This is a genomic window from Micromonospora sp. NPDC007230 (assembly GCF_042869115.1).
Lineage (GTDB): Bacteria > Actinomycetota > Actinomycetes > Mycobacteriales > Micromonosporaceae > Micromonospora.
The window spans coordinates 327,914-345,212 of the sequence record NZ_JBIAFE010000002.1; the positions used below are offsets into that span (position 1 = coordinate 327,914).

General features: G+C 73.2%; 8 protein-coding genes. 4 read left to right on the top strand and 4 right to left on the bottom strand.

The window, feature by feature from the left end:
- Positions 1 to 81 precede the first annotated feature (81 nt).
- Entirely contained in the window at positions 82 to 1,296 is a 1,215-nt protein-coding gene (locus ACFYML_RS04505) for an MFS transporter (RefSeq protein WP_387419273.1), read from the top strand.
- A 49-nt stretch (positions 1,297 to 1,345) separates the two neighbouring features.
- Here ACFYML_RS04505 and ACFYML_RS04510 read toward each other — a convergent pair whose 3' ends face one another.
- The 3 genes from ACFYML_RS04510 to ACFYML_RS04520 all read right to left on the bottom strand — a co-directional run bounded on the left by ACFYML_RS04510 (position 1,346) and on the right by ACFYML_RS04520 (position 6,379).
- Positions 1,346 to 2,881: a hypothetical protein gene (locus ACFYML_RS04510; RefSeq protein ID WP_387419274.1), complete on the bottom strand. Its 1,536-nt coding sequence runs from the start codon at positions 2,879 to 2,881 to the stop codon at positions 1,346 to 1,348.
- A gap of 211 nt (positions 2,882 to 3,092) precedes the next feature.
- Positions 3,093 to 3,497, bottom strand: a complete 405-nt coding sequence (locus ACFYML_RS04515) for a glutaredoxin domain-containing protein (protein WP_387419275.1) — start codon at positions 3,495 to 3,497, stop codon at positions 3,093 to 3,095.
- Positions 3,498 to 3,583: 86 nt separating this feature from the next.
- Positions 3,584 to 6,379 (bottom strand): FAD-binding and (Fe-S)-binding domain-containing protein, encoded by a 2,796-nt coding sequence (locus ACFYML_RS04520; protein WP_387419276.1) that lies wholly within the window; start codon positions 6,377 to 6,379, stop codon positions 3,584 to 3,586.
- A 181-nt stretch (positions 6,380 to 6,560) separates the two neighbouring features.
- Here ACFYML_RS04520 and ACFYML_RS04525 point away from each other — a divergent pair, with 181 nt between their 5' ends.
- Positions 6,561 to 7,421: a S1 family peptidase gene (locus tag ACFYML_RS04525; RefSeq protein ID WP_387419277.1), complete on the top strand. Its 861-nt coding sequence runs from the start codon at positions 6,561 to 6,563 to the stop codon at positions 7,419 to 7,421.
- 59 nt (positions 7,422 to 7,480) lie between these two features.
- Here the strand turns inward: ACFYML_RS04525 and ACFYML_RS04530 are convergent, their stop codons facing one another.
- Positions 7,481 to 8,659, bottom strand: a complete 1,179-nt coding sequence (locus tag ACFYML_RS04530) for a PstS family phosphate ABC transporter substrate-binding protein (protein ID WP_387419278.1) — start codon at positions 8,657 to 8,659, stop codon at positions 7,481 to 7,483.
- Between the two features lie 607 nt (positions 8,660 to 9,266).
- Here ACFYML_RS04530 and ACFYML_RS04535 point away from each other — a divergent pair.
- Entirely contained in the window at positions 9,267 to 13,637 is a 4,371-nt protein-coding gene (locus ACFYML_RS04535) for a peptidoglycan-binding protein (protein ID WP_387419279.1), read from the top strand.
- A gap of 28 nt (positions 13,638 to 13,665) precedes the next feature.
- On the top strand, positions 13,666 to 17,298 hold the full coding sequence (locus ACFYML_RS04540) for a DUF6603 domain-containing protein (protein WP_387419280.1): 3,633 nt from the start codon (positions 13,666 to 13,668) through the stop codon (positions 17,296 to 17,298).
- The last annotated feature ends 1 nt before the right edge of the window (position 17,299 follow it).

Genomic DNA, 17,299 nt, shown 5'->3' on the forward strand with positions numbered 1-17,299 from the left:
CGGGGTGCCGGATCGGCCCCGCCGCGGTCCCCGGTCTGCCACCGTTGACGGCAGAGTCCGCGCGGGTCGGGGGTGACAGGGGTGACCGAGCAGCCGCCCGTCGAGCCCAACGCCGCTGGTCAGCCCGCTGGTTCCTGGTTGACCCGGAACCTGAAGGTCCTGTCCGGGGTGTCGCTGCTGCAGGACGCCGCGTCGGAGTTGCTGTACCCGATCCTGCCGATCTTCCTGACCACTGTGCTGGGGGCGCCCGCTGCCGTGGTGGGCGCGGTGGAGGGTATCGCCGAGGGCACGGCCGCGTTGAGCAAGGTCGTCAGCGGCCGGGTCGCCGACCGGTTCCGGGCCCGACCGATGATCGGCCTCGGGTACGGGCTCGCCGCGCTCGGCAAGGTCGCCATCGCCGCCGCCACCGTCTGGCCGATCGTCCTCGCCGGTCGCAGCGTCGACCGGTTGGGCAAGGGCATCAGGGGCGCACCCCGGGACGCGTTGATCGCGACCGGTGTGCCGGAGACCGCCAAGGGGCGGGCCTTCGGTTTCCACCGGGCGATGGACACCGCCGGCGCGGTGATCGGACCGCTCATCGGTCTTGCCGGCTACGAACTGCTGCACCACCACATCCGGCCGCTGCTCGTCATCGCCGTGGTGCCCGCGGTGGCCAGCGCCATCCTGGTCGTCGCGGTCCGCGAGCCACCCCGCCGCCGCCACCGCACCGCCGGCTGGCACCCGCGGCACCTGCCCAGCCGCTACTGGCGGGTGGTCGGCGTACTGGCGCTGTTCAGCCTGGTCAACTTTCCCGACGCACTCCTGCTCCTCCGCCTGCACGAGATCGGTTTCTCCGTCCCCGCGGTCATCGGCGCCTACGTCACCTACAACGCGGTCTACGCCGTACTCAGCTATCCGGCCGGGGTCGTCGCCGATCGGCTGTCACCCCGCACGGTCTTCGGCGCCGGCCTGATTCTCTTCGCCCTCGCCTACACCGGGCTCGGTCTGACCCACTCCCACACCGCCGCGTGGGTGCTCCTGGCCGCCTACGGCGGATTCACCGCCTTCACCGACGGCGTCGGGAAAGCCTGGATCTCCGGACTCCTGGCCCGTCACGAACAGGGCACCGGCCAGGGCCTGTTCCAGGGACTGACCGGCCTGGCGATCCTGGTCGCCGGCCTCTGGGCCGGATTCGCCTGGGGGAACGACGGCACCCTCCCCCTCCTGGTCTCCGGAATCGCCGCCGCCGTCCTCGCCGGCTGGCTCCTCACCGGCCCCATCCGACAGCTCGGCACCCTGAGGTTGCGCCGGAGGTAGGGGGAGAAATGCCGACCGCTGCCGCCCACCGTGCCCCGGCCACCGACCGCTACTGCTCCTTGAGGCGGCGGTTGACCTCCTCGGCGACCCGCCGGTTCAGGTCGGCCAACTGCTCGTCGGTGTACCTGGTCAGGTCGCCCGGGTCCGTGCCGCCGTTCGCCGCCTGCTCCTGCTGCTTCTGCTGCTCCCGGCGTTGCAACTCCTGCTCCTCCGGTGAGCCGGGTGCGGCGTACGCGCAGCGGACCAGGGTGCCGTCGGCGTTCTTCAGGCAGGTCGCCTCCCGGCCGTTGATCTGGCCCCGGCCCTCCACCCGGTACCGGATGCTCTGCTCACTGCCGAGCGTGGCGGTCCACGTGCTGCCGCCGGTCGGCACCACCTCGAACACCTGGTCGTCGTTCCAGCAGCAGACGTCCCGGTACTCCGATTTGATCAGGGCGACGATCGCCTGCGGCGACGACCAGGTCGGGCTGAGCCGGTGCACGGTCAGCGGAGCGAGCCGACCGCCGGGGTGCCGGGTCGGCACCGTCGACACCGCCACCACCGAACTGGCCTCGCCCTGCGGGGTGAGCGGGGTGACGTACGCGCTGCGCCCACTGCCGTCGCGGTAGCGCATGGCGAACTCCGACTCGTTGCCGTCGTTGGCGCCGTCCTCGGAGGCGCCCCAGCCGCTGCGCTCGAACCACCAGTCGGCGAAACCGCCGACGGCGGCGGTGCCCTCCCGCTGGCGGGCGGCCAGGCTGATCGGATAAGACGGTCCGGGCACCTTCGTCGAGTCGTCGGTGATCGTGACCTTCCCGGTCTGTCCGTCGTACAGCGCCACACCGGCCGGCCGTTCGGTCACCACCAGGATTCCGGTCTGTCGCTTCAGCGGCACCACCACGACGGGGGTCTCCCCCTGGCAGTAGACGTACGCGTCGTCGGCGGAGAACCGGACCCAGCGCCGCTCGGCGGAGATCTTCCGGGCCAGGTTGTGGGTGAACCAGCCGCCGATCCGCGCATCGGCGGTCGACGCGTCGAACCGGCACCGCTGCTGCGCCCGGCTGTTGCCGCCGAGCGGGATCTCCTGCACCAGGCCGACCTCGTAACCGGTCAACCAGCCGCGCCGCTCGACCAGGACGCCGAACCGGTCGGAGTCGGGCAGGTAGCTGATGTCGGTGATCTCGCCGGTGACGTCGCCCAGGTTGGGCGCGGCCTGCGCCTTGCCGACCAGGTACGGCGCGCGTGCGGTCAACTCCGGGACCGGATCGGTCACCACCCGCATGGTGGTCACGTACCCCCGGTCCTGGAGGTATTCGCCGTAGACCAGCCAGCACACCCCGAGGGCCAGTCCGACGGCGGCGCCCAGCCAGCCGAGGACGACGATCCCGCCGGTTGCGGCAAACCTGGTCTTGCGCCCGCCGAGCCGGTGGGTGAGCAGTCGCAGCAGGGCCGGCGCCCCGGCGAGCAGGGCCACCAGGGCTGGCGCGATCAGCCAGGGCACGAGTTTGCGCAGCTCCCACACGAGAATGGTGGTGGCGTACGAGGCGTACCAGCCGACGGCGCCCAGCAGCAGAACCGGCAGACCCACCCGCAGCGCTCGACCCATCGACACCCTCCTCCAGAAGGACGAGCCTCAACCCTATTTCGAACGGTCAATGCGACCAGGCGCACGGCCGGTAGCTCAGGCACCCTCCCCCTCCTGGTCTCCGGAATCGCCGCCGCCGTCCTCGCCCGCTGGCTCCTCACCGGCCCCGTCCGACACCGCGTCAGACTGCTCACGGCGGGTGGCGGTCGGACCTGACCGCTGCCACGATCCGCTACGGCGTCAGCCGCCGCAGCAACCAGGCCGGCTCCGGGTTCACCACCGCCTCGCCACGCACCACGACCGTCGGGACCGTCTCGTCCCCGCCGGTGACCGCCCGGACCGCCGCGGCCCCGGCCGGGTCGCGCCAGATGTTCACCCAGTACGCGCCGCCGGCCCGGTGGCCGAGCCGGAGCCGCAGCCGCAGGCAGTACCGGCAGCCGGGCCGCCAGTAGACGACCGGCCGGCCGTCCCGGGCGCTGCGCTGCCGCGCCTGCCCGGCCGGCAGCGACCGCGGGAAGACCAGCGGGGAGAACAGGGCCGCCAGCACCAGGAAGATCAGGAACTGGGCCACCGCGAGCCCGGGCGTGTCCTGGGTGACCGCGACGAGCACCCCGCACGCCAGCATCACGCTGGCCATCCACCAACTCCGCAGCACGCCGCGGAATGCTACCCGGCACCACCGGTCGCCTCTCGCGCCCTGATCCCGGCGGCCGGGCGGAACTCTCAGGCCGTCGCGTCAGCCAGGAGTTCGAGCAGGTGGCGGTACGGTTGCCCGGTCGCCCGGGCCATCCCGATCTCACAGGTCCGGTTGACCGAGGCGTACCCGTCGAAGGGCCGGGCGGACACAGCCGCCGCCTCCTCGCGGGTGGCCGCGGCGGTCAGCTCCGGGTGCAGCAGCCCGCGGTCCCCGGCGAAGCCGCAGCACTGCCAGCCGTCCGGCACCACGACCTCGTCGGCGATCGCCCGGGCCACGGTGAGCAGCGCCTCGTCCAGCCCCAACCGGGTCGACGAGCAGGTCGGGTGCAGCGCGAGGGCGCCGAGCCGGCGCCGTACGGTGAGCCGGGGCAGCAGCTCCGTGGCGGCGTACGCGACGGCGTCGACCACCCGCAGCGGGCCGGCGTCGGCGAGCAGCTTGGCGAAGCCCTCGGTGCAGGAGGCCGCGTCGCTGACCACGGGCAGCGCCCCGTCGCGGCTGGCCGCCCGCAGCGCCGCCGGCACCCGGTCGTGGACGCGCTGGTAGCCGGCGGTGAGGCCCTTGGACGACCAGGGTGTGCCGCAGCACATGGCGGCCACCCCGTCCGGCACGAGCAGGCGCAGCCCGGCCCGCTCGGCCAGGGTGAGCACGGCGGCGGCGACACCCGACCCGCCCTCGGCGGGTGCGAAGAGCGTGCCCAGGCAGGACGGGACGAAGATCGCGTTTGGCTCGTCGACCGGGCGCGGCCGGCGGACCTGGCCACCGCGGGGCAGGTCGCGTCGCCACTGCGGGACCCGGTCGGCGCCGAGCACGGCGCGGGCCGCGCGGGTGGCCGCCTCGGGGAGCGCGGGCGGCAACGCGCCGGCCAGGTCCAGGCCGCGGGCCATGCCCCGGGTGGCCGCGCCCCACCGGTTGGCCGCCCCGCGCCAACCGGCCTGCGCCACGCTGCCGGTGCGGTCGCTGCGCAGCCGTTTCACCAGGTCGCCGGTGTTGATGAGGACCGGGCAGGCGGTCGCGCACATGCCGTCGACCGCGCAGGTGTCGACCGCGTCGTAGTCGTAGGCGTCCGCCAGCTCGCGGGCCAGCGCGAGGTCGCCGTCGGCGCGGGCGGCGGCGATCTCCCGGCGCAGCACGATCCGCTGCCGTGGGGTGGTGGTCAGGTCGCGGCTGGGGCAGACCGGCTCGCAGTAGCCGCACTCGACGCAGCGGTCCACCTCGGGTTCGACCGTGGGCACGGTCTTCAGGTGCCGCAGGTGCACGTCGGGGTCGTCGCTGAGCAGCACCCCCGGGTTGAGCACCCCGTCGGGGTCGCAGAGCGTCTTCACCTCGCGCATCACCGCGTACAACTCGTCGCCGAACTGGCGCCGCACGTACGGGGCCATCACCCGGCCGGTGCCGTGCTCGGCCTTGAGCGTGCCGCCGTGGCCGAGGACCAGATCCACCATCTCCTCGGTGAAGTCGGCGTACCGGGCCGGGGCCTCGCCGTGCGCGAACCGCTCGTTGAGCATGAAATGCAGGTTGCCGTCCTTGGCGTGGCCGAAGATCACGCTCTCTTCGTACCGGTGCCGGTCGAAGAGGTCGGCGAGCGCGGCGCAGGTGTCGGCGAGCGCCGCCACCGGGACGGCGATGTCCTCCAACAGGGCGGTGGTGCCCGAGGGGCGGGCGCCGGCGACGGCCGCGTACAGGCCCTTGCGGATGTGCCAGAACGCGGCGCGGGCGGCCGCCTCGCCGCTGAGCCGGGCCGGGGTGGTCAGCGGCAGCTCGGCCAGCACCGGTCCGGCCGCCGCCACCCGCTCGGCGAGGGCGTCCGGGTCGGACTCCTGCCACTCGATCAGCAGCGCCGCGTGGTCGCGGACCGCGAGGCCGCGCAGCGCGGCGTCCGCCTTCGGGTCGCGCTGGGCGACCCGCAGGGCGGCGGCGTCGAGCAGCTCGATCGCCGCCGGCCCGGCGGCCACCAGTGCCGGCATCGCCGCCATCGCGGCGGCCAGGGTGCCGAAGACCAGCAGGCCGGTCGCGGCGTGCCGGTGCGCCGGTACGGTGCGGAAGGTGGCCGCCGCGACGAACGCGAGGGTGCCCTCGCTGCCGACCACCAGGCGGGTGAGCAGGTCCGCGGGCGAGTCGTGGTCGAGGAAGGCGTTCACTCCGTAGCCCATGGTGTTCTTCATGGCGTACTGGGCGCGGATGCGGCGCACCGAGTCGGGGTTGCCGCGGACCCGGTCGCGCAGCCGCAGCAGGCCGGCGTGCAGCTCCGGCTCGGTGGCCCGGAGCCGGGCGTCGGCGTCCGGGGCGCCGGTGTCCAGCACCGTGCCGGTGGGCAGCACCAGCAGCAGCGAGTCCAGCGTCCGGTAGGTGTTGAACTCGGTGCCGCAGGTCATCCCGCTGGAGTTGTTGGCGACCACACCGCCGACCGTGCAGGCGGACTCGCTGGCCGGGTCCGGCCCGAGCCGCCGGCCGTACGGGGCGAGCCGGTTGTTCACCTGCCGCAGGACCACCCCGGGCTGCACCCGGACCCGGCGGCCGTCGTCGAGCACCGCCAGCTCGCGGAAGTGCCGGCGGGTGTCGACGAGGAGCTGGTCGCTGACCGCCTGCCCGCTGAGGCTGGTGCCGCCGGAGCGGAAGGTCAGCGGCGTGCCGGTCTGCCGGCTGTGTCGCAGCAGCGCGGCGACCTGGTCGGCGTCGGTCGGGGTGACCACCGCGCGGGGGTGCAGCAGGTAGTGGGAGGCGTCGTGGGCCAGCCGGAGCCGGTCGGCGGCCCGGGTCCGCACCCCGCCGGGGACCGCCGCCTCCAGCCCGGCCAGCAGCGTCCCAGTCATCTCCGGCGTCATCGCGCACCTCCCCGGCTCCACCCTAACCAGCGGTGATCCGGCGGCGACCGGCCCCTTGCAATTTGCATCGACGTGGATGGATACTCGCGGCTGAAGCGTTCGCCGAGGTCAACCCCGATCCCCGGCGACGTCCCCCGGGCGCCGACGCAACCGGCGGCCAGCACCCTCCTAGGAGGAGACCGTGAGAATCCGCCGACTCACCCCACTGCTCGCCGCGGCCGTCGGTCTGGTGGCCGCCGGCGCGTTCACCGTGCCGGGCGCCGCCTCGGCCGCCCCGCAGACCTTCACCGCCGACCAACTCGCCCGGGTCGAGGCCGCCGTCGGCGCCTCCGGGGTGGAGGGCATCGCCTGGCACGTGGACAAGGCGTCCGGCCGGGTCGTGGTGACCGCCGACGAGAGCGTCTCCGCCGCCGAACTCGCCACGCTCAAGAAGAGCGCCGGCGCCCAGGCGGGCGCGATCCGGGTCGACCGGGCCCGGGGCACCTTCCGCCCGCTGCTGTCGGCGGGCAACGCCATCTACGGCGGCGGCTACCGCTGCTCCCTCGGCTTCAACGTGGTCAAGGGGAGCACCTACTACTTCCTCACCGCCGGGCACTGCGGCAACGTGGCCAACACCTGGTACACCAACTCGAGCCTGACCACGCTCATCGGCCCCACCACCGGCTCAAGCTTCCCGGGCAACGACTACGCCCTGGTCCGCTACGACAACACGTCGCTGACCCACCCGGGCGGCTACACCGCCGCGAACGCGTTCGTCGGTGAGGCGGTCAAGCGCACCGGCTCGACCACCGGCACGCACAGCGGCACGGTGACCGCACTGAACGTCTCGGTCCGTTACGTCGGCCAGGGCGGCGGCACCGTGAAGGGCATGATCCAGACCACGGTCTGCGCCGAGCCGGGCGACTCCGGCGGCCCGCTCTACGACGGCACCAAGGCGCTCGGCATCACCTCCGGCGGCAGCGGTGACTGCCGGTCCGGCGGCACCACCTTCTACCAGCCGGTCCCGGAGGCGGCCAGCGCCTACGGTGTGACCGTCTACTGACAACCGCCCGACAATGGCCTTCCCGGCTGCCGCACGCCGGGAAGGCCATTGTTGGTCGATTACCGGAGCATCTCTCTGCTTCGGACTGCCTGCTCGGACCGGAGCGGCAGGTAGATCCCCTGGGCTCTGACGATCTGCTGGCCCTGTTCGCTGAGGATCAGGCGGAGGAGCTCTGCGAAGATTGCGTTCACCGGTCGCTGCGGGTCACAGTTGAAGTTCAGATAGATCAGCCGGCTCAGCGGGTATTCTGCGGTGGCGACATTCTCATAGGTCGGCGCGTATACCGGACTGTTGTTGTGATCGGACAGGGCCAGCATCTTCACCGGCTGATCCACGTACGCCAAGCCGGTGTAGCCAAGGGCGTACCTGTCGTTGGCGATGTGCTCGGCGACCTTGAAGACGGTGCTCTCCCAGGTGACGTCCGGATCCTTCGGAACACCCGGGGCGGCAACACCGGAGCGCCATTCGCCGCGGTTACCGTTGTAGTTCAGCACCCGCTGGCGGGTGAATTCCTCGAAGCCGTTCCACGGCGCAATGCCATAGATGTGGATCGGCTTGTCCGCCCACTCACCGGTGAGCCCCAGGTCGCCCCAGGTTCGGATCGGCGCACCGCCGCGGTGGCGTGTGGTCGACAGGATGGCGTCGAGCTGGTCGAATGACAGCCTTCCGATCGGATTGTCCTTGTGCACCGCAAAGCCGATGGCGTCCAGGAATCCATAATGCCGGTAGCTGCCACCTGAGATCGGCACGCTGAACGGGTCGTAGCCGAAGGCCTCACGGAAGCCGGCGACGTCCGTGGGCTTGAGCTCCCGGGACACGAAGACGCAGTCCAGATTGCCCTCGATCAACTCCAGGGCACCCAGGCTGCCGGCGTAGGGCGGGTCGACCGAGATGTTGACCTTCGGGTAGTACTCCTTCAGTTTGGCGATCCACGCCTTCGCGAGGCCGGGCAGGACGTCAGACGAGGCGCATTTCAAGTCACCCCTGAGTTCGTTGCGCTGGTACGCGGGCTGGAAGGTGGGTAGGGCGGGGTCAAGCGACGGCTGGAGCAACTCCGGTTGCGGCAGGGCACGGCCATGCTCCCGCCCCCTCTCCTTCTCCTCCTCGGTGAGTGGGATGTTCGTCGGCAGATGCGGAACGCCCCAGGAGACCAGCCCTACCGAGGAGTCGTTACCAGTCGCCTGCACGACGGTTGCGCCACTGACCGCGAGGACGGAAACCAGACCGAGAACGCTCACGCCCCGTGAGAGTCTGTTCATGATGGGATCTCAACTCACTTTCCGGAGAAATCTGACACAGCTTGCCTCGGATTCCACGAGGAACCGACACCATTGGCCGGTCGACCAATGGCCGAATGGACAACAGTATCCATTGTGTTTCATAGATGTTATGGATGACCTTGACCGCAGACTCTAGGCATGAATGTCGATGCCGCGCACCCCTTGTGTAATTTATGACCATAGATTTCGTAGCGGTTGCTGTCGGGGCGCGTCGAGCAACCGGATTGAAGGTCCGCGAGCCCGGAGGCCGGTCAACGTCCACGCGCTGACCGCGGCAGGTGTCAACGCCAGCGGCCAACGAGAGGCCCGCAGTCGGTGGCCGAACGTTGGTGGACGTCGCAATAGCGCCTGCCCGTCGGCCCCGGCAAGCGACCGTCGGGTCCCCGTCAGCGGAAAGACCTGAGTAGACGTTCAGCCACCCCGGACGGGTCGGGGCACCCGTCGTCGGACCCATGGTTGTCGTCCGGCCAGCCGGAACCTTCGCGCTGTTGCGCCGTAGGCGCGGGCAACCGCGGTGACTTCAATCGAGGTCGACACTTCACGGCCGAGAGCGAAGGGACCCCGTATGACCGCTCCGACCGGCCTGCCGCTCGTACTCTGCGGCCCGATCGTGCGCCGCGTCGACCCGACCAGCGTCACCGTGTTCGTCGCCCTGCGCGCCGATAGCACGGTCACGCTGACCGTCTTCTCGCTCGGCCCAGGCCCCGGGTACGCCCGCGGCGCCACCGTGGGCACCGGCAGCCGGGCCACGGTACGGCTCGCCGACCGGCTGCACGTCGTGGCGGTCACCGTCGCCGGGGTCACCCTGCAGCCGGGCACGCTCTACGGCTACGACCTGGCGTTCTCCGGCGGCTTCAGCGCGGGCAGCCTGTTCGACGCCGACGTGGTGGCCGCCAGCGCGGCGAGCGCCCGGGCGGCGCTGACCTACCAGGGCCACCCGCAGGCGCCGGCCGCGATGCCGGCCGTGCCCACCTTCGTCACGCCGCCGACCGACCCGAACCAGCTGCGGATCTTCCACGGCTCGTGCCGCAAGCCGCACGGCGAGGGCCAGGACGCCTTCCCGGTCCTCGACCCGATCATCGCCGCCGCCGGCGCCGACCCGGCGCTGCGCCCGCACCAGCTCATCCTCGGCGGCGACCAGATCTATGCCGACGACGTGGCCGACCCGCTGCTGGCCATCATCCACGGCCACGACGCCCTCCCGGCCAGCGGCAGCGACCCGGCGGTGCCCGCCTATCAGGGCGTCGCGGCACGGCTCGGGCTGGTGCCGGAGGCGATGCCGGTGGGCACCAGCTCGCCGCCGACCGACCTGACCTACCTGCCGGGCAAGCGGGCCACCCCGATCGAGCGGGACGCCAAGTTCACCTCCGGCGCCGCCCACAGCCACCTCATGTCGCTGCGCGAGTTCCTGTGCATGTACCTGCTGGCCTGGTCGGACGTGCTGTGGCCGGCGAGCTGGCCGACGTTCGAGCACGTGCTGCCCGCCGACACCCGCATCCTGCGGGACCCACAGGGCCGCCGGCCCGGCGAGACGGTGTACGACCTGATGCGCGCCGGCCGGGCGTACTCCCCTAGCGCGCAGCAGAAGGAGATCATCGAGCGCTGGGAGCGCTGGCAGCAGCAGGCCATCGCCCTGGCCACCTTCCGGACCGGCCTGACCGCGGTGCGCCGGCAGCTCGCCAACGTGGCGACGTACATGGTCGCCGACGACCACGAGGTCACCGACGACTGGAACATGACCCGGTCCTGGGTCGACGACGCGGTGGTCAACTCGGCGCTGGGCCGGCGCATCGTGCGCAACGGGATGGCCGCCTTCGTGGTCTTCCAGGCCTGGGGCAACACCCCCGAGCGGTTCGCCGAGACCGGCGACGCCGGGGAGCCCGGACGCGCCGCCCTGACCGCGCTGCGGGGCTGGTGCACCGCGCCCGACGACGAGAACAACGACGTCATTCTGCGCACCCGACTCGGCCTGCCCACCGGAGTCACCCCGGAGGGCAGGCTGGTTCGGCCGGCCGGCGCGCTGACCTACCACTACACGGTCACCTGGCCCCGCTACCAACTGATCGCCCTCGACACCCGCACCTGGCGGCAGTATCCGGGCGGCAACGGCAACCCCGGCGGCCTGCTGCTGGACGACCACCCGCTCAACGACATGCTCACCGGCGGCGGGGTGCTCGGCGACGACGCGGTGACCGTGGTGGCCCAGCCGGTCGCGCTGTTCGGCGTACCCATCCTCGAGCAGGTCGCCCAGCCGCTGGCCAAGGCCACCGCCGGCCGGTGGACCGCCGACGCGGAGGACGCCTGGGTGGCCAGCGACGCCGCCGTGCACAAGATCCTGGCCCGACTCTTCGCCGCCGCGCCGCCGGGACCGGACGGGATCCGCCGCCGGCGGCTGGTGCTGCTCGGCGGGGACATCCACTTCGGCTCCGCCGAGCGGATCCGCTACTCGGCGACCCTCCCCTACGCCTGCGGCCCCGACCCGGCCAAGCCGTACGAGGGGATCAACCGCACCGAGGGCGTGCTCGCCGGCTTCGTCGCCAGCGCCTTCCGCAACGAGGACTCGATGACCCGGATCCTGCACGACGTCGGGTACGTGCCGCTGCTCGACGTGACCGGCCGGATCGACCTGGTCGGCTGGGCCAACGAGCTGCCCGGCAAGGAGGGACAGCGGATGCGGGCCGGCGTCCAGGTGACCGTCGGCGCCGACGCCACCACCGGCTGGTGGGTGTCCGGCCGGCCGGCCGTCAGCGACCTCGACGCGCTCAAGCTGCTCGGCCGGCAACCCGACTGGAACGTGTACGTGCAGTTCCTCCGGCACGACGAGGCCGACCCGACGGTACACCGCGACGGCGTACCGGAGCCGGTGGCGGACCCGGCCGGGCTGCCCCGCGACCAGGCCCTCGCCCAATACCTGGCGGCCGCCCGCAATTTCGAGGACTACAAGGGGTCCTGGGGCAGCGGCAAGGAGATCGTCGGGCGGAACAACCTCGGCGAGATCACCTTCGACTGGCCGGCCGGGGAGTGCAAGTCGGCCACCCAGCGGCTCTGGTGGCACCTGCCCGGCGAGAACCGGGCCGCCGCGTTGACCACGTACACCGTGGACCTCTCGCTCGGCTGCTCGCTGACCAAGCCGCCGCCCTACGGGGGGTTCGTGCTGCGGCCCGACGACCACGACGCCACCACCAGCGCGAAGGCCCACTACGACGGGGTGGAGCGGCCGGCGGAACTGGTCACGGACCGCTGGGTCAGCCGCCTCCAGCACGACCTGGCCACCCTGGGCTTCCGCACCCCGGGCGAGACCGACGGGACGTACGGCATCGTCACCTACTGGGCGGTCCGGGAGTTCCAGGCGTACGCCCGGCGGGAGCGGGCGGCGATCGAGCCGGCCGGCGCGACCGCGCCCCGCTGGTCCGACCGGCTGCAACCGGTCGACGTGCCGGAGGCCGACCGCTACCTCGGGCCGATCAGCGGGGTGGCGGACCTGGCCACCCAGGTGGCGATCCAGCACTGGCTGGACAAGCGGTGGCGCTGCCCTGTCGTGGTCGAATCCTGGCAGGTCTCCGGGGACACCCCGCAGCGCCTCGACCAGCCGAACGTCTGGCTCTTCGACGACGTCACCGCCACCGACCGGCGGCTCTACTCCCGGGTGGTGACCGGCCGGCCGGCGGGTGCCGGCGGCGCGCCGCCCGGACACCCGGAGCTGATCCGGCTCGGTGGGTACCGCGCGCACCCGACCGACGCGCAGTGGAGCGGGCCGGTCCTCGACGGCGAGTCGGAGCTGCTGCCGGAGTGCGTCCTGCCCGTTCCGCCGGGACACGGCACCGGTCCCGCCCTGACCGACCTGGTCGCCACCATCGGCACCGGCGGCGACGCCGGCACCCGGGCCGCCCGCCAACTGTCCACTTTCAAGGTGCTGCGCGCCGTCGCCGAGAACCAGGTGCCCGACGCGGCCGGCGGCTGGCTGGACCGGGTGGCCGCGGACGACCCCGCGGTGCTCCGGTTCGGGCCGTTCGGCTGGCGGGCGCACGGGCCGCAGACGGCGCCCACCGCGCCGCCGCCCGCGCTGGACATCAATGCCGAGCCGGGCGAGATGTGGGCGTACCTGGCCTTTCTGCGGGCCACCGACCGGGACGCATACGACGCACTCGGCGGGCAGGGCGGTGTCAACGCCGTGCCCGGCTGGGGAAAGGACGGCGGCGGGCTGCTCTACCCCGAGCTGCGGGTGCTGCGGGCCCGGCCCGCGGAGACCGACTCGACCGGCGCGGCCCGCGAGGCGGTGGGCACCACGCTGGAACTGCTCGGACTGCGTTCCTGGCACTGGATGCACCGGTACGCGCTGGCCCTGCGGACCCACGACGGGGTGCGCCGGGGCGTGTGGACCATCGCCCGGCAGCGGCTGCACGACCTGCTGGTCACCGACTGGGACTCGCCGGACCCGGCGGCGACCCCGACCGTGCCGGACGTGACCGGCGGCGACGGCAATCCGCGCCGGGCCCGCATCGGCGACGTGTTCACCTCCGAGCGGTCCGTGGCGCTGCTGGCCTGCTGGCAGCAGTACCGGGCACACCAACTCGTCGCGGTGGGGCCGCCGGCCTCCCGCGCGGAGAAGCCCGAGTTCCGCACCCGGGCCAGGGCGGCCAGCGAACTGCACACCGTGCTGACCCGGGCGAAGACGCTCGGCCCGGACTTCAGTGGCCCGCCCACCGGCTGGACCGACCTGCACGAGACCGCGCTGATCACCGCGATCGGGCAGGTCGTCGCCGCCGACGCGCCGGTGGCCGCCGCGCTGACCACGCTCGTCGGCTGGCCCGGCTGGCCGACCGGGCACCGCTACACGCTGCCCGTCGCGGTGCTGCCCGCGGCCGAGCGGACCCTCTCCCCCGCCCGCGGTTCGCTGCGGCTCGACCTGAGCGACCTGCCGAGGGTGACGGCATGACCAGTGGCACGGAAGGACGTGAGCTGCGATGACCGAGCCGAAGAACGCCCTCGCCCTGCTCTGGGACGAGGTCCGGTTGCTGGCCGAGCCGGTGCTGTCCGCGTACGACCCGTGGCGGCGGGCCCGGCTGATGCGCGCGCTCGGCTGGGACCTGGAGGCGGTCAGCGGCTTCGACGCCGCCCACTTCGAGGAGTGGGCCGCCACGGTCGAGGAGGCCCTGGCCGCGCTGTCGGTGGTCCGCAACGACAACAAGCTCGACACCTTGGCCGGGCTCGGCAAGGTGGCCGAGGCGGCCGGGAAGGCGTTCGGGAAGATCGGCGAGCTGCCGACCGTGAAGGGCGGCCTGCCCGACGTGCCCGGGCTGCCCGCCGAACTCGCCGACGACCTGATCGACCTGCTGGTGCTGACCTACCTGCTGCGCCGGGTGCCCTGGTCGGTGCCGGTGCTCGACCTGCTCGGCCTGGTCGATCCGGCCGCCGCCAACCCGCCCAGCCTGCCGATGCCGCCGAACGACTCGCCGATCCGGCTGCCCAAGCGCCGCGACGAGCTGCACCTGGACCGGGTCGTCGACCTGGTCCGTGACCCCGGCGGCTACTTCCGCGCGTTGTACGCCCCGGACGGCTGGGACACCCCGGCGGGGGTGGCCGAACTGTCCGCGCGGCTGCTGCCCCGGCTGGCCCGGGCGCTGCGGGCGTTCGGCCTCGACGCCGACCAGGGCGTCCGCCCCGACCTCGGGCCGGACCAGGGCGAGGTGGGCCGGCGGCTGGCCGACAGCCTGCTGCGGCTGCGCTTCAGCGGCCGGCGTACGCCCGACGGCGCGCCACCGCCCGGCGCGGGGCTGGCGCCGTGGAGCCCCACCTTCGGTATCGGGGTCACCGCCGGCCTGGCCAGTTGGGACGGCCGGCTCACGGTGATCCTCGCGCCCACCGGCGAGGCGCACCTGGAGGGCTCGATCGGGGCGTGGAACGTCGCCACCGACCTCAGTGGCGCCGGGCCGGCGCTCGCGATCAACAGCCAGGGGGTGACGTTCAGCGGCGACAGCGCGGTGGTGAAGTGGGCCGCCGAGGTCGCCCGGATCGCCCCGGCCGGGCAGCCCGGCTGGATCCTCGGCGCCCCTGGCGGCACCCACCTCGCCGTCGGGCAGCTCGTCATCGGCGGCAAGGCCAGCCTCGGCGCCGGCCGCGACGACGTCGAGCTGAGCATCCGGGCCGGCCGGGCGGAACTGGTGGTCCGCCCCGGCGACGGTGACGGGCTGCTGGCCAAGCTGCTCCCCGCCGACGGGCTGCGGGTCGGGCTCGACCTCGGGCTGGCCTGGTCGCTGCGGGGCGGGCTGCACCTGTCCGGGGCGGCCGCGCTCGCCGCCGAGTACCCGCTGCACCTGTCCTGGCACGGCCTCGGCCTGGAAGGGCTGCGCGTCGCGCTGGAGGCGGACACCGCCACCCGGGCGCTGAGCCTGACCCTCACCACCACGGTCCGGGCCGCGCTGGGCCCGCTGCACGCGGTGGTGCAGAACATCGGCGTCCGCGCCGACCTGACCTTCCCGCCGGCGCTGCCGGCCGGCTCCGGCGACCAGGCCACCGCCGGCAACCTCGGCGCGGCCGACCTGCGGCCCCGGTTCAAGGGACCGGACGGCGTCGCGCTGCGGATGGACAACGGCATCGTCTCCGGCGGCGGCTACCTGTTCGTCGACGAGGCCCGCGGCATGTACGCCGGGGTGCTGCAGCTCGGCATGGCCTCCACCACCCCGCTCGCGCCGATGAAGGGGTTCCGGCTCCAGGCCACCGCCATCCTCAACACCCGCAACCCGGACGGCAGCCGGCTCACCGAGGCCGACGGCGGGCACACCTTCTCGCTGCTGCTCGCCGGCACGTACGAGTGGTTCCCCGGACTGATGCTGTTCTGGGGCATCTCCATCACCGGGCTGGGCCTCGTCGTCGGCTGGAACCGGCGGACCAACCCGGAGGAGGTGCGCAACGCCGCCCGCACAGGCACCCTGGACGCGCTGCTCTTCCCCCCGGACCCGGTCGGCAACGCGCCCGCCGTCATCGCCACCCTCAGCCGGATCTTCCCGGTCGACACCACCGGCACCGTGCTCGGCGCGATGGTGCGGCTGAACTTCCTCAACGGGCAGGTCACCGCCGACCTGGCCGTGCTGGTCGAGTTCCCCGACCCGGTCCGCATCCTGCTGCTCGGCAAGCTGGTCATCGACTTCAAGGAGGCCGGAAAGTTCCGGCTCGACTCGGCGGGCATCGTGGACTTCGCCCGCCGTGAGATCAGCGTCGACGCCGCCCTCATCGACTCCAAGCTGTTCGGCCGGCCCGTCTCCGGAGAGATGGCGCTGCGCGCCCGGTGGGGCGCGGGCAAGGCGTTCGCCCTGTCGATCGGCGGCTTCCACCCCAAGTTCACCGCCCCGCCCGGGTTCCCGCCGGTCAAGCGGTTCAGCATCGCCCTGTCGAAGTCCGGCAAGGGCCTGGACCTGACCGCGTACCTCGCCGTCACCAGCAACACCGCCCAGTTCGGGGCCGAGCTGAAGCTGCACTTCGAGGGCGGCGGTTTCGTCATCGACGGCCGGGCCTGGCTGGACGTGATGTTCCAGTTCAAGCCGTTCTGGTTCACCGCCGAGATCGGCGCGACGGTGTCGCTGAAGTACAAGGACACCGAGCTGCTGGCGGTCAACCTGCTGGTCGGGGTCAGCGGGCCGAAACCGTGGCGGGCCTGGGGCGAGGCCCGGATCAAGTTCCTGTTCTGGGAGGTGTCGGCGAAGTTCTCCTGGACCGACGGGGACACCGCCGCCACCGACGAGCCCACGTACGTCGACGCGGCCGAGGCGCTGCACAACGCCCTGAGCGCCCCGGACGCCTGGGAGGTCCGGCCCGCCCTCACCGCCGGGGAACCGGTGACCCTGCGCGACCTGACCGGCTGGACCGGACCGGTGCTGCTGCAACCGGGCGCCCTGCTCGCGGTGCGGGAGAACGTGCTGCCGCTGGACACCGACCTGTCCCGAATGGGCACCTCCAAGATCAGAGGTGCGAACCGGTTCACCCTCACCGGGGTGAGCGTGGGCGCCGGCGACGACGAGCTCACCGGCCAGCTCGGCGAGCCGGTCGAGGACGATTTCGCCCCCGGCCAGTTCCGCGACCTGTCGCCCGTGGAGCAGCTCACCACCCCCGGCTTCGTCCGCCTCGCGGCCGGCCGCACCGTGGCGCTGCCCGACGGCACCGCACTGCCCCCGACCGCGCTGACCACCTTCGCCGCGCTCAGCGACGACTCGGCGTACGACCGGATCATCATCGACGACCCGGACGCGGCCGGCCGGCCGCTGCCCGCGGCGCGCCGCCTGGCGGCGGCCGACGGCGGCGACCTGCTGGCCCGGTTCGCGGCCACCTCGCCGGCCGCGTTCGCCGGCAGCCGCCGCGCCGGGCCGGCCCGCTTCACCGGCCCGGCGTTCACCCTGGCCGACGCCGGCCCCGGCGACGCCGGCCTGACGGTTCCCGCGCCCCGCCGCGCGGCCCGGGCGACGGACGCCGGCCCGATCCCCGGCCCGCGCCGCGGCGCCGACACCCCCGAACGGTCCCCGTCCCGGCGCGCCGGGACCCTGCGCCGCCCCCGGGTCCGGGTGCCGCAGCCCCGGATCGTCCCCGCCGAGCTGGAGGTCCGCTGAC